Genomic DNA, 13,440 nt, shown 5'->3' with positions numbered 1-13,440 from the left:
TGCAATCAAGGGGTAATACCCTTGGGGTTGGGGCATCAACCTTTGGAATAGGGAATGTAAGACTCCAAACGGAGCTATCCTGCTTGAAGCCGCGATCTCCACTAAAGCTAGAATCCCCTAACTTTAGTTATGGGAGAGTATGTCAATAAATGATACATCCAAAAACCATGGTGCTCGTGCCACCACTAAGGGCGTTTTCCTAGAAAACCTATAGCCCCACTTTGGGTAGGGTGATGCCTTGTTGGCCTTGGTATTTGCCTTGTTTGTCCTTGTAGCTGGTGGCGCACACACTATCGCCTTGTAAAAACACCACTTGGGCGATGCCCTCGTTAGCATAGACTTTTGCGGGCAGTGAAGTCGTGTTGGAAATCTCAATGGTGATATGCCCTTCAAATTCAGGTTCAAAGGGGGTAACATTGACAATGATCCCACAACGGGCATAGGTGCTTTTGCCCAGACATATAGCGAGCACATCTTTAGGCATTTTGATGTATTCAACGCTATGGGCGAGCGCAAAGGCGTTGGGGGGGATTGTGATAAAATCCTTAGTGTGCATACTCTTTACCAGCGTGGGATCAAAGTTTTTTGGATCGATCACGCCCTGCCCCAATTCAAAGAGCATAAACTCCGTGCCGACCCGAATGTCGTAGCCATAGCTACTAAGCCCATAGCTGATAATCCCCTTGCTGATTTGCTTTTCACAAAAGGGGGTGATCATGGCATGCTTTTCGCCCATCTCTTTAATCCAAGTGTCCGCTTTTAAGCCCATAACAACCTTTCGTTTTTGAGAATTATAACACTAAGCCAGCAAGCGATCCAAGAGGATGGGGGCATGTTCTTGGAAAATGGAGATGGGTTCTTTGAGCGTAGCATTGTAGTGATCGATAAAGGGCTTATTGATTTGGTAGTAAAGCCGTTTGTCTTGCATGTTAATGGTGGTGTGGCATGGGATTTTGTGGGTAGTGAGGTAGTTATGATTGAGCAAGAGATCATTAAGGGTGCCTAACCGATCGCTAGCCACCAGCAATAATTTAGCCTTTAAATGCAACACCAAATCGACCACCTTTGTTTTTTCATCTAAGGGCACTAATAACCCGCCCACGCCCTCGATAATGAGCAAATCGCAATGCTTTTGCAGCTTGTCTAATTTGTGTTCGATCACTTTGAAATCAATGGGCGGGAGGTGGGGCTCAAAACGCGCAGCCACAAAGGGGCTTGCACCCAAAACATAGCGGTAAAAGCTAATATCGCTAAGTTCTAAGGTGTTATCGATCTTTAGGTTCTCTTCTAGGAAAATCGCCCCATCGCTGTGTTCTTGTTTGGCATTGATGCCCGTTTCAATGGGCTTAGCCAAGAGGGTTTTGATCCCCTTGTTATTGTAAAGCCCAGCTAGCTCTTTGGCGATCGTGGTTTTCCCAATCTCTGTGTTGGTGGCACTCACAAAAATAGGCGCATACATGGTTATCCTTTTGGTATTTTTCTTTGATCCTAGATATGATACCCCAAACTAACAATACTTTTAGCTTAACTTTTTTATAATGCTTGTAAAATTCTTAAGGATGCCCATGCTTAGAGTGCTTTTTGGGATCAGCCAGACGCAGGAATGCCGGAGCGGTGTAGATGTGGCGATTAGATTGTTTGCTGAGTTTAAAGATGTGCATTTGACCTTGGTGCATGTGAGCCCAGAAGTGTTGGTCTATCCAGAGAGTGGGATCATGAACTATAGCCAAACCGAATTCATTGCCAACGAGCAATCTAACCATCTTCTAGAGGAGTTTATCCAGCTCTTCAAGCAAGAGGGGATTGCGTGCGAGAGCGTGCTCAAAACAGGGAGTCCGGTCGATGTGATCTTAGAGATGGCACCCAGTTTTGATCTGCTGGTGATTGGGGCTAGCGAGTCTTCTACATTTTATAAAATCTTTGGCTCCCACCAAAATAGCTTTATTGACAACTCCCCCATCCCAGTCTTGGTTGCCAAGTAAGGATCATTATGTCCTCTATCACCACCCGATTACACCGCATCTTAAACGCCGCTCTAGCCCTAGCCACAAAACTATCCCACAAATACCTCACCCCCGAGCATCTCTTGCTAATCATGCTCAATGATAAGGAAATCCAAAGCTTTTTAAGGCAAATGGATGTGGATATTTTGGAAGCCAAGCAAATGGTGCAAACTTACTTGGTGGAAAATGTCCCCCCAATGGATGCACAGAGCAAACGCCCCGTTTACGATAAAGAATTGACCCAAATTTTCTATGCACTGGGCGACTACACCAAAGAGAGTTACCACAAGGTCCTAGATGTGCAAGATTTTCTCTTGGTGATGTTGCAAGAGAGTGGCTGTTATAGCACACGGGTTTTAAGCTCCTTTGGGGTTGATTCCATTAAAATTTTAGAACACCCCCCCCTCTCCTTTTCCAAAGAAAAAGTTTCTGCACTCAAAAAATTTGCTAAAAACCTCAACGCCCTAGCCAAAGAAGATGCCATCGATCCGGTTTCCCACCGGGACAAGGAAATCCAAAAGGTGATCGAGATTTTGGGGCGGCGTAAGAAGAATAACCCCTTATTGGTGGGTGAGCCCGGTGTGGGTAAAACCGCCATTGCTGAGGGGTTGGCTTTAAAGATCGTGCAAAAAGATGTCCCCGATTTCTTACTCAACCACACGATTTATTCATTAGATTTAAGTGCTATGGTAGCCGGGAGCAAATACCGCGGGGAATTTGAAAAACGCTTAAAAAAGACCCTCAAAGAGTTACACAAGGATCACAAGAGCATTTTATTTATCGATGAAATCCACACGATCTTAGGTGCAGGGGCTTCTAGTGCGGGGGCTTTAGATGGAGCCAACATCTTAAAACCCATGCTGGCTGATGGGAGTTTGAGTTGCATTGGTGCGACTACTTTTGAGGAATTTAGGAGCGTGTTGGAAAGAGATAAGGCTTTTTGCCGCCGCTTTAGCAAGATTGATATTTTAGAACCCTCCAAGCAAGATTGTTATGAGATTTTAGACGATCTTTCTAGCCACTATGAACGCCACCACCAAGTTAAATACAGCAAAGAGGCACTACGCGCTTGCGTGGATCTTTCGGTGCATTACTTGCCTGAAAACTTTTTGCCCGATAAAGCCATTGATTTAATGGATATGGCAGGCTCCTTTAGAAAAATCTATGGGAGCAAGGGCAGTGCTCCCATTTTAAAACAAGACATTGAAAATGTGCTCTCTTTTAAAATCGACATCCCCAAGTCCCGTATCAGCCTAGAAAAGAAAAACCACCTCAAAGGTTTGGAAGACAAGCTCAAAAAAGAAGTCTTTGCCCAAGATGAGGCAGTCGAACGCTTGGTTAAAGCCATTAAAATCCACGCCTCTGGGCTCATCTCTAGTCAAAAGCCCATCGCTAGCTTTTTGTTTGTGGGCCCTAGTGGCGTGGGCAAGACTGAGCTTGCCAAAGCCCTCGCCAAGCACATGCATTTGCACTTGGAACGCTTTGATATGAGCGAATATAAAGAACCCCACAGTCTTTCTAAACTCATCGGCGCACCCTCGGGGTATGTGGGGTTTGAACAAGGCGGGTTATTGGTCAATGCGATCCGCAAACACCCCCGCTGTGTCTTGCTCTTAGATGAAATTGAAAAAGCCCACCCCAATGTCTATGATCTGCTCTTGCAAATCACCGATAATGCCACACTGACTGATAATAGTGGCAAAAAGAGCGATTTTAGGCATGCCGTGTTGATCTTAACCTCCAATGCCGGGAGCAATGCACTAGGGCATGTGGGCTTTTTAGACGATCACACCCAAAAATACCACAAGGCTTTAAAAGAACTCCTCAGCACAGAGTTACGCTCACGCCTAGATGCCATTTTGACCTTTAGTCCGCTCAGTCTGCATGATCTAGAGAGTGTGGCACTCAAAGAGTGCAAAAAATTAGAAGTCCTCTTGAGCCCCAAGAATATCAGTTTGGGCGTGGAAAAGCAAGTTGCCTCGCACTTGGCTTCTTTGTGTTTTAAAGACCCTTTGGGTGCGCGGGTGATGGAAAAACTCATCCACGATCAAATTAAGGTCAAATTGAGCGATGAAATTTTATTTGGCGGGCTCAAAGAAGGCGGGAGTGCCAAGATTGTTTTGCGCAATCAAGAAATCCAAGTTGTTTGCAAACCCCCTACACTCAAACGCGCCAAGAGCCAAAAAATCCCCAATACCCCTTAAGGAGTTGCATGCCCGTATCCGTGGAAGTGCTCTATTCCAAGATTCACCGCGCTGTTGTTACCGATGCCAACCTCAACTACCAAGGCTCAATCACCATTGGCAAATCTTTAGCCCAAGCAGCCCACTTGCACCCGTGGATGAAAGTCGATGTGCTCAATGTCAATAATGGTGCGCGTTTCACAACCTATGTCATTGTGAGCGAAGAAGAGGGCACAATTTGTGTCAATGGGGCAGCCAGTCGTTTAGTGCATGTGGGCGATGTGGTGATCATTGTCGCCTATGCTCTGATGGACTTAGAACAAGTGCGCCAGCACCAGCCCTTTATTGTCTTTGTTGGGGATAATAACCAAATCAAGGAGAATGATGTTTGATCTCAACCAACTAAGCGGGTTATTTTCTAATTTACAAGAACAGCTCAAAAGCATCGAGGAAAAGAACAAAAACGCTTCTTTTAGTGCCAAAAGTGGGGGCGGGCTCGTCAAGGTTTCTATGAATGGTGCGGGTGAGCTTTTGGATATCCAAATTGATGATAGCTTGCTAGAAGACAAAGAGGCGTTACAAATTTATTTGATGAGCGCATTAAACGAGGTCTATAAGAGTGTGGAGGAAAACCGCAAATCTTCGGCTTTGGGCATGCTGGGGGGCTTTAATCCCTTTGAGAAATAAAAGGTGGGTTGGGTTGTGGCTCTTATTGTGTAGCGCCATCCATGCCTATGACTTTTCGCATTGCCAAAAATACTACCAACTAGCCAGCCACTCTAATAGTGTCTCTTTGTTTTGGCAAAGAGGGCAGGTTTCTTTCCTGCACTCCACCACCCCCCCTAAGGGCGTGCGTATCCTCAAAAAAGACCCCTTTATTGGGTTTTATCTGATCCAAGCCCCCTACACTAAATTTGCCTACCACCTTTTAGACATTAGCCCCGAGGCGTTTAAATACCCCATGGCAAGCGTTTCTAAAGCCTATGCCAGAGTGGGCACGATCACTAAAAGACAGGAGCGCTTTTTAGGGCATGCGCGCTTTTCAACCCCCATTGCACCTAATGGGGTGGTGGGCAATATTTGCTACCAAATCTATGGCGTGGGCTTTAAGAGCAAAGACCCGCATGCCTTCATTGAGAGCAAATACATCAAGCGTTTTTTATCCCAAAATGCCCCCTATTATGGCGATATTGGCGTGCGGGTGCGATCAAGCGGGGCTTTAGTGGTGGAGTTAGTCGATCCCTTCTTTAAAAATAACCCTTTCTTAGAGGGCGATGTGATCACCCACATCAATAACCAAGCCATCCCCAATAGCGCGCGTTTTGAATGGGTGGTGAGTAATTTGGCTTATCAGAGTGAGGCGCGCGTTACCATCAAACGCAGGGGCGTGTCCCAAATCTTGCATGTGCGTGTGGATAAAAGGCATGGCGGGTTTTTATTGCCCGATACCTTTTTAGAACGCTTTGGGGTCGTGTTAGATAGCGATTTGGTGATCACAGCACGCGCTGCACGCCTCCCTGCCCCGCTCAACACGCTGAAAGTGGGCGATCAACTGGTGTGGATCAACCACAAGCCCATCGCCCCCAAGCGCGCCAGCCACGCCCACAAATTGCGCGCCTTGCAAGAAGCCCTAAGCCATGCCCGCATGCAAGGGCGTATCGAGCTCTTGCTTTTAAGAAGAGGTTTGGAGTTTTATATCCGCCTATGACAACCGCCCACCTTTACCAAGCCTTTGAGCGTTATTTGCAAGAATCCAAACCCCAGCTAAACACCTTCCACCCCTTTTTAGAATGCGCCTTTTGGGAGATGTTAGAAAATGGGGGCAAACGCTTTAGACCCAAGTTATTATTAGCCACCGCCCATGCTTTCAAGCCCCAAGAGAGTTTTTTAACATCTCTATTCCCCATCGCCCTTGCCCTAGAGGCGTTACACACCTATTCTTTAATCCATGACGATCTGCCCTGCATGGACAATGCCAACTTGAGGCGGGGAGCACCCACTTTACACAAACACTATGATGAAACCAGTGCGGTCTTGGTGGGCGATGGGCTCAACACGCATGCTTTTTATTTGATTAGCCAAGCCCATCTAGCTAGCGATCTCAAAGTGGAACTCATTGCCACGCTGGCACATTGTGGCGGGATTTATGGCATGGTCTTAGGGCAAGCCCTAGATTGTTACTTTGAGCACAAGCATTTAAAACTCCAAGAGCTAGAAACCCTACACACGCTCAAAACCGCCAAACTCATCGCTGCTAGCCTCAAAATGGGTGCGTTGTGTGTGGGCGCACTTGCCCCCCCCAACCTCCCCCAAACCCTCTTTGATTTGGGGCTAGAACTGGGGTTATTTTTCCAAGTCAGAGATGACATCATTGATTGCACCCAAAGCCCGCAAGAATCGGGCAAGAGCACGCATTTAGACACCTTTAAAAATAATTATGTCAATCTCTTGGGGCTGGTAAAAGCCCAAGACTACCTAGCCCAGCTCAAAACCCAAATCTTAAAGAAATTACAAAACCTCCCGCTCCCCCTAACATCCAACCTTACCGCACTCTTAGAGGAGTTGGCATGAAACCTTCTATTTTGCTCACCAATGACGATGGGTATGAATCCAGAGGCTTGTTGGCCCTAAGAGACGCTTTGAGCGAGATCGCCCAAGTGGTGGTGGTCGCGCCCAAGAATGAGAAATCCGCTTGCGGGCATGGGATCACCATCAGTTCGCCTTTGCGCATCGAACAAGTGGGTCTAGATTATTATCGCGTAGATGATGGCACGCCCAGTGATTGTGTGTGTTTGGCAATCCCCATGTATCAAAAACCCTTTGATCTGCTCATCTCTGGGATCAATCATGGATCGAATATGGGCGAGGATGTGCTGTATTCAGGCACGGTAGCCGGTGCCATTGAGGGCACAATCCACAAAATCCCCTCCATCGCACTCTCCCAATGCATTAAGGATCGCGCCAACTTTGGTAGCCATGATTTTAGTTTGGCTAAAAAGGTGGCATGCCATTTGGTGGAGCTCATTTTCAAAAAGGGTTTCCCCTTTGTGGGGCAAAGAAAATTACTCAATGTGAATATCCCCCAAATCCCCTTTTCAGAGTGCAAGGGGATTGCCATCACCCAAAAAGGCGTGCGCCTCTATGAAAATAATGTCCATCTCAAAAAAGACCCCAAGGGCAAGCAATATTGTTGGCTCGGGCTCAACCCTCTAAAATGGGAGGAGCGCAATCCAGATTTAATGAGCGATTTTTTAGCCATCTCCCAAGGCTTTGTCTCCATCACACCCATCACGCTAAACATGACAAGCTATGCCGATTTAAAGATGTTGCAAGAGTGGGTTTAACCGCAAAAATGCCAAAACATAGTAGAATAGCCCGCATGAAAGTTTGGATTTTGCTAGCGTTTTTGCTGTTGTTGGGCGGGTGTCATCGCTTGAATATGGGCTATTTTTCGGAAGTGAGGGGGGGATATATCTTCAATGCCAAAGCCCCCATTGTGGTGGTTTATGACAAAGAGGACATGGTCAGCTCCTTTTATATTTCTTTGATTGTCTTGGAGTTACAACAACTAGGCTTTTACAATGTCTTTTCCATGCAGGACTACCCGGTTGCGCAAGCTAAAAATGTGATCTATGTCCATGTGGTGCGCAATATTGCGGCTTTGCCCGTCTATGCCTACCATTATACTTTGATCGATCGCGCCCGGGGCAATCATTGCTATTGGCATGGCGGGCAGTTTTATTGCACCAATGTCCCCACAGATTACTACGCCATCAATGGGTTTTCTGCCTATAGCAAAATGTTAGCCGGATCGCATTTTATCTTGGATTGGTGGGATAATGTCTTGCAAAAACGCGTGCTCTACATCGATGGGAGCGTTATAGGCAACACTTGCGGTTACAATGCGCTTTATCAAGACTTGATCGCCAACACCATTAGGCGCATTGATTTCACCCGCTCCGAGCATTACCGCTACTTTGAGCAATTACCCGTATATCTCCCTTGCTATAAGCGTTGATATGCAAATTAGGCGATCCTTTGGCTTTTGCGCTAGCCATGTGGTGCGTAATTGCACTTCCAAGCGGTGTGCCACCAGCATACACGGGCATAACTACACCCTAGAGGTCTTCATTGAAGCCCACAAATTCGATTATGCGGGCATGCTTTTAGATTTTGGCATTTTCAAGCAAGAGATTGCTAGCTTTATTGATGCCTTCGATCACGCCCACCATTTTTGGGATCAAGAAAGCCCAGAGTTTCAAGATTTTATCACCACCCACAGCGCGCGCTATGCCAAGCTCAGTTTTAACCCCAGTGCCGAGGGCTACGCCTTGATGTTCCATTTTTTCTTAAATGCCATTTTACAAGCCACTACCTTGCAAAATGCAGAAGCCCCCTTAAGCGTGAGTTCGGTCCGGGTGCATGAAACTAATTATGGCTACGCCCAAAGTTTTTTAGAGGATTTGCATAATCCCGATCTGATGGCAGGTATTGGCTTGCACAGCGTGCAATTCTCCCCGGCTATTTTGCAAGACTTACCCAACCCGCTTTTATTAGAGCAACTTAAAAACTACCATGCCAACCCCAAATCCCCCAAGCCCTTTAAAAGCCCCCCACCCCTAAGACAAATCTAAATGCTACCCCTTGTAGAGACCTTTTATAGTTTGCAGGGCGAGGGGTTGTGTATAGGTTTGCCTAGTGTTTTTGTGCGCTTGGGGGGGTGTAATTTGCGCTGTAAGGGCTTTGGGGTTAAAAGCGTGATCAACCAACAAGAGGTGATCGGGTGTGATAGCGCCTATGCGGTCTATCCTAATGCAGAGTGGCAAGAGATCACACAGAGTCAGACACTTTTAGAGCGTGTCCATGCCCTCATGCCAAAAGCTTTAAAACCCCTGATTATCCTAACCGGGGGCGAGCCCAGTTTGCATTTTAAAAACCCGATCTTGCTAGAGGCTTTAAGTGTGTGGGTGCAAGAGGGCTTTACAATTTGGGTGGAGAGCAATGGGAGCGTGTTGTTTGCTTTTGATTCTCTTTTAGAGTCCTTGCATTTTACTTTGAGTGTGAAGTTAAGCTTTATTGAGAGCGCGCCTAAGAGATTAGATGTAAGGGCGATTCAAAATATCTTGGATCACGCCCCTGTGGTGTTTAAATTCGTGCTGGGCATGCCCTTTGTGGAACAAGGCATTCAAGAAATCCAAGCCATGATGGAAACTTTGAGCTTTAAAACCCCGCCCCCCATTTATTTAATGCCTATGGGTATCACCCATGCCCAAGTCCAAGCCAACTTAAAAGCCCTTGCTCCCGCGTGCTTGCAACATGGTTATGGCTTGAGCGATCGGTTGCATATCCATTTGTGGGACAATGCCAAGGGGCGTTGATGTTAGCGCAGTTTCAAGCCCATATTGAGAAAATTAGCCAAGAGGATGGCAAGCATAAGTTTAGCCTAGATGATGTCTTGTTGATGGGTGATGGGCTCAAAGCCCTTGAGTTGTTGCACAAGGCAATACAGAATCAACAACAAATTATCTTGGTGGGTGATTATGATTGTGATGGCATGAGCGGGACAGCCCTTGTGCTGTATTTTTTTAGGGAGGTGCTAGGCTACCCCTTAGTGCATTATATTATCCCCCGCCGCAATGTGGATAGTTACGCTGTGAGCGTGCCCCTCTTGGAGGAATACGCCACTAAAAGGCGTTTGGTGGGTGAGGTGTATGTTGCAGGGGGCATTAAGGGGGGGCAAGAGCTCAATTTGGATAATAGCCTATTTTTAACTATCGATAATGGTGCGGGGATTAGCGATGAGGTGCATGCCATGCTCCAATCTTATCAAAGCACCTTGATTTTAAGCGATCACCACGAGTTTTTAGAGGGGCGTGTGCCCAAATGCGATGCCTTCGTGCATCCTTTGCTAAGCGATCAGCATAATTTTAAGGGCATTAGTGGGGCGTGCGTGGCTTACTTGCTTGTGCTTGCCTATGCCAAGCACTACCAGATCAAAATGCGCCTAGATCACCTGCACTACATGCAGATTTTAGCCGGTATTAGCACGATTGGGGATTTAATGGATTTATCCATGCCCTATAACCGGCAACTTGTCCAACGCATGGATGCCAACCTAAAAAAGAGCATGCCCGCTAATTTGGCACAACTCTACGCCCTAAGCCCCTATAAAAACCCCTACAAACTAGCAACCCTAGCATGGGATGTGATCCCACTCATCAATGCGGTTGGGCGTTTAGATGGGATTGAGGGGTTTTGCCATTGTAATTTGGTGGTGGATTTTCTTTCCCAAAATACGCCCAACGCCCACTACGCCCAATTACTTTTAGAAACCAACCAAAGGCGTAAGGAATTAGTTGCCCAGATCAAGCAAAGCCTACAGATTGTGCGCCAAAAACGCCTTTTTCATGCAGGCGGTGCTGTGCCTAGAGGGATTTTAGGCGTGATTGCTAATCAAATTTTAGAACAAGGCTGTTTGCTCGCTCTGTGTTGGCGCTATCAAGGCACAGAGATTGAAGCCTCCTTGCGTTCCAAAGAGCCCGATTTGATCGCCTTGTTAGCGGGCATGAAACAAGCGGGCATTGGGGTGAGTGGCGGGGGGCATAAGTTAGCTTGTGGGGTGGTCTTTGAGGGCATGGGGGATTTTCAAAAAGCATTGGAGTTTTTAGATGGCATGCTTTAGAGTGGATCAGATCGCCACCCTTTATGATCCCCGCTTTATCCAGCTCTACCAGCAGGGCGAACCTTATGGCGTGGGGAATGAAGAGCCTTTATTTGAGGTGTGTGCGGTTTTGAATTGTTGGAATTATGTAGGGAGGCGTTCTAAGGCGCATTTGCATTTGGAGCTAGCCGATACTAGTGCCTCTTTGGTGTGTAAATGGTGGTTCCATGGGCTTGAAAATCCCGAAGAGACATTGATTATTGGGGGGCAAATCTGCGTGGTTGGCACTTATGACTATGTGGATCGGGAATTAAAATGTTTGGGAATCAAAGAGATTTGAGCTGTGTTTTGACATACTCCAAGATTTTGGTTTTAATGGCAGGCTTGATGAGCAAACGCAAATCCAGCACGCTTAAGGGCAGGGGGCAATCAGCCAGTTTGATCGCATCTTTGGGGGTTACTAGCAAAGAGGTCGCACCATGTTTTTTAAAGGCTTTTTGCAATAAGTCAAGATCAAAGCGGGCATGATCTTTGAAGTAGAGTTTGCCCACAACTGGGGGCAAATAGGGGTCTAAACGGCTAGGGTGGGCGATCGCACTCACCAAGAGCATTCTAGGACTAGGGCAGAGCAATTTGACTTCCCGTTGGTAATCTAGCCCCTCTTCAATGAGCAAATCGGCTAGATCATAACAGCTAACAGGCTCGCGATAAATCCCACTAGGCAAGCAAAAATCAAAATAGGGTTTTAATTTTGGCTTGAGCACAATATTTAACTTTTTAAAAGCAAAGCGGAAGCCATCATCTAAAAGCACCACTTGTGCGCCTAATTGTTTAGCTTGCAAAATGCCCTCTTTGCGATCTATGCTCACCACCACGCTAGCTTTTTTTAACTGGGTAGCGAGCAAAAACGCCTCATCGCCTGCTTGAATTTGGGGGATCAAAATCTCTCCTTGAAAGCTCACCACTTGGCAACCCTGAGAGCTGCGCCCATACCCCCTAGAGATCACCCCCACATGGTAAAGCGGGGCTAAATCTTGGGCGATCTCCAAAATAAAGGGGGTCTTGCCACTTCCCCCCGCGACCAAATTACCCACGCTAATAATGGGGATGTGCAAATCCTCATAATGGGCAAGGGCGCGCTTGAGCGTGGCGATCTGAGCATAGATCAAAGAGATAGGGTAAAGAGAATAGGCTAAAATCTTTTGGGATAGACTGGGCGCATAAAAGTAGTGTTCTAGCCAAGTCATAGCACACAGATCAAGGGGGGTTCTAGCTTAAAGGCATTGTGTTGCACCCGCCCCACCATTTTTGCCACCAAGAGTGGGTCATAGCCTAATTGCACCAATAAAGCACAATCGATCTGATCGGCATGTGCCCATCTTTGGCTGATCTCAAATAAAAGCGGATCAATTTGGGCGTAGCTAAAACCCAAATCGGCTTCATCGCTCTGCCCAATATAAAAATCCGCACTGGGTTTTTTCTCTAAAATCTCTTGTGGGACTTCTAGCATGCGGGCGAGTTCATAGACTTGGGTTTTAAAGAGATCCCCGATGGGGTTGATCGCGCATGCCAAATCCCCAAAGATCGTCCCATAGCCTAGCATGCGCTCGCTTTTATTGCTCGTGCCCACCACTAGGGCTTGGTGGGCTAAAGAGTAATCATAAAGGCAGATCATGCGCATGCGCGCGCAAAAATTGCCCTGCCGTGTCAAGTTGGCTTGGGGGTGGTTGTGCTTAAAAAGTTGGTGGTGATCTTGGATGGGGGCTAGGCTAAAGGGGATGTTAAAACGCTTGCAGAGCAAGAGGGCGTGATCTTGAGATTGGGGGTTAGAGGTGAGTGCGGGCATGATGAGGGCATGGCAATTTTGCTTAAAAACCCCATGGCATAAGAGGGCGACCACCGCACTATCTAATCCCCCACTCAAGCCCACCACCACGCGTTTAAACCCCCTCTGTGTGCTTTGTTTTTGTAAAAAGGTGCTGAGTTGGTGGAGTGTATCGTGTGTTGGGCTTGGCATGGTGGTTTGTTGCGTTTCTTTTTCCAAATAGGCATCCTTTTGCAAATAGCCAACTGGCTTAACTGCTTGGGATTTTAACACAGCTTTTGCCAATCTTGGGGAGGCTTAAAAGGGGATAAGATTAAGTTTTTCGTTGTAAAATCATATTTTGCAAAATAGACATAGGAGAGATGATGGCTGAGATAGATCGTCGGGATTTTTTAGGCATGGCACTTGCAGGTGTGGCGGGTGTGGGCGCACTTGCTAGTTTGGTCGCCATGAAAAAGACTTGGGACCCCTTGCCTAGCGTGGTGTCGGCGGGTTTTACCACCGTGGATGTGGGGGGGATGAAAGAGGGGGAGTTTTCTAGCGTGGCATGGCGAGGCAAGCCCGTTTATATCATCAAGAAAAAAGCAGATATGAAATTTGATGCCAAGCGGGATTTTAAAGTCAATGATGGGGTTTTCACCGTGGGGGTGCAGATTTGCACGCATTTGGGTTGTATCCCCAATTTTGAATCTATTGATAAGGGGTTTTTGTGCCCCTGCCATGGGGGTCTTTTCACCCCTGATGGGGTGAATATACCCGGAACACCCC

General features: G+C 46.9%; 17 protein-coding genes. 13 read left to right on the top strand and 4 right to left on the bottom strand.

Annotated features, from left to right (window positions below; all coding sequences use genetic code 11):
• Positions 1 to 208: 208 nt before the first annotated feature.
• Both dcd and bioD read right to left on the bottom strand, forming a co-directional pair.
• Complete coding sequence (gene dcd / locus C5684_RS03330; RefSeq protein ID WP_104638514.1) at positions 209 to 769, bottom strand: dCTP deaminase; 561 nt, start codon at positions 767 to 769, stop codon at positions 209 to 211.
• A 30-nt stretch (positions 770 to 799) separates the two neighbouring features.
• Complete coding sequence (gene bioD, locus C5684_RS03325) at positions 800 to 1,459, bottom strand: dethiobiotin synthase (RefSeq protein ID WP_104638515.1); 660 nt, start codon at positions 1,457 to 1,459, stop codon at positions 800 to 802.
• A 106-nt stretch (positions 1,460 to 1,565) separates the two neighbouring features.
• Here bioD and C5684_RS03320 point away from each other — a divergent pair, with 106 nt between their 5' ends.
• Genes C5684_RS03320 through C5684_RS03265 form a run of 12 tightly spaced genes read left to right on the top strand, consistent with a single transcriptional unit; the run spans position 1,566 to position 11,187 of the window.
• A complete protein-coding gene (locus C5684_RS03320; RefSeq protein ID WP_006016402.1) occupies positions 1,566 to 1,982 on the top strand; it encodes a universal stress protein in 417 nt (138 codons plus the stop codon).
• An 8-nt stretch (positions 1,983 to 1,990) separates the two neighbouring features.
• Positions 1,991 to 4,207 carry an AAA family ATPase gene (locus C5684_RS03315; RefSeq protein WP_104639415.1) on the top strand — a complete coding sequence of 739 codons (2,217 nt, stop codon included), beginning with the start codon at positions 1,991 to 1,993 and terminating at the stop codon, positions 4,205 to 4,207.
• 8 nt (positions 4,208 to 4,215) lie between these two features.
• On the top strand, positions 4,216 to 4,578 hold the full coding sequence (gene panD / locus C5684_RS03310; RefSeq protein ID WP_013889995.1) for an aspartate 1-decarboxylase: 363 nt from the start codon (positions 4,216 to 4,218) through the stop codon (positions 4,576 to 4,578).
• Positions 4,571 to 4,873, top strand: a complete 303-nt coding sequence (locus tag C5684_RS03305; RefSeq protein WP_013889996.1) for a YbaB/EbfC family nucleoid-associated protein — start codon at positions 4,571 to 4,573, stop codon at positions 4,871 to 4,873. Before panD ends, C5684_RS03305 begins: the two co-directional genes overlap by 8 nt.
• 25 nt (positions 4,874 to 4,898) lie before the next feature.
• A complete protein-coding gene (locus C5684_RS03300; RefSeq protein WP_233708642.1) occupies positions 4,899 to 5,894 on the top strand; it encodes a DUF7488 domain-containing protein in 996 nt (331 codons plus the stop codon).
• The gene (locus C5684_RS03295) at positions 5,891 to 6,757 is read left to right on the top strand and encodes a polyprenyl synthetase family protein (protein WP_013889998.1); all 867 of its coding nucleotides are present in this window, start codon (positions 5,891 to 5,893) and stop codon (positions 6,755 to 6,757) included. Before C5684_RS03300 ends, C5684_RS03295 begins: the two co-directional genes overlap by 4 nt.
• Complete coding sequence (surE, locus tag C5684_RS03290) at positions 6,754 to 7,530, top strand: 5'/3'-nucleotidase SurE (protein WP_006016388.1); 777 nt, start codon at positions 6,754 to 6,756, stop codon at positions 7,528 to 7,530. The genes C5684_RS03295 and surE overlap by 4 nt, the downstream gene beginning before the upstream one ends.
• An 8-nt stretch (positions 7,531 to 7,538) precedes the next feature.
• The gene (locus C5684_RS03285; protein WP_041602937.1) at positions 7,539 to 8,204 is read left to right on the top strand and encodes a hypothetical protein; all 666 of its coding nucleotides are present in this window, start codon (positions 7,539 to 7,541) and stop codon (positions 8,202 to 8,204) included.
• Position 8,205: 1 nt separating this feature from the next.
• Entirely contained in the window at positions 8,206 to 8,820 is a 615-nt protein-coding gene (locus C5684_RS03280) for a 6-pyruvoyl trahydropterin synthase family protein (protein WP_013890000.1), read from the top strand.
• A complete protein-coding gene (locus C5684_RS03275) occupies positions 8,821 to 9,564 on the top strand; it encodes a 7-carboxy-7-deazaguanine synthase QueE (RefSeq protein ID WP_006016380.1) in 744 nt (247 codons plus the stop codon).
• The gene (locus C5684_RS03270; protein ID WP_013890001.1) at positions 9,564 to 10,868 is read left to right on the top strand and encodes a DHH family phosphoesterase; all 1,305 of its coding nucleotides are present in this window, start codon (positions 9,564 to 9,566) and stop codon (positions 10,866 to 10,868) included. Before C5684_RS03275 ends, C5684_RS03270 begins: the two co-directional genes overlap by 1 nt.
• Positions 10,855 to 11,187: a hypothetical protein gene (locus tag C5684_RS03265; RefSeq protein ID WP_013890002.1), complete on the top strand. Its 333-nt coding sequence runs from the start codon at positions 10,855 to 10,857 to the stop codon at positions 11,185 to 11,187. Before C5684_RS03270 ends, C5684_RS03265 begins: the two co-directional genes overlap by 14 nt.
• Here the strand turns inward: C5684_RS03265 and C5684_RS03260 are convergent.
• Together C5684_RS03260 and C5684_RS03255 are read right to left on the bottom strand one after the other, a co-directional pair.
• Entirely contained in the window at positions 11,174 to 12,094 is a 921-nt protein-coding gene (locus C5684_RS03260) for a tetraacyldisaccharide 4'-kinase (RefSeq protein WP_006016372.1), read from the bottom strand. The genes C5684_RS03265 and C5684_RS03260 overlap by 14 nt on opposite strands.
• A complete protein-coding gene (locus tag C5684_RS03255; protein ID WP_199764482.1) occupies positions 12,091 to 12,864 on the bottom strand; it encodes an NAD+ synthase in 774 nt (257 codons plus the stop codon). Before C5684_RS03255 ends, C5684_RS03260 begins: the two co-directional genes overlap by 4 nt.
• A 173-nt stretch (positions 12,865 to 13,037) precedes the next feature.
• Between C5684_RS03255 and petA the strand changes: the two genes are divergently transcribed.
• Positions 13,038 to 13,440, top strand: a 403-nt coding sequence (gene petA, locus C5684_RS03250) for a ubiquinol-cytochrome c reductase iron-sulfur subunit (protein WP_104639413.1), incomplete at its 3' end; no start/stop codon positions are given.

This window comes from Helicobacter bizzozeronii, from assembly GCF_900196775.1.
GTDB classification, from domain to species: Bacteria; Campylobacterota; Campylobacteria; order Campylobacterales; family Helicobacteraceae; genus Helicobacter; species Helicobacter bizzozeronii.
Note: the sequence above shows the minus strand (reverse complement) of the source record. Positions and strands in the feature narration are given on the sequence as shown.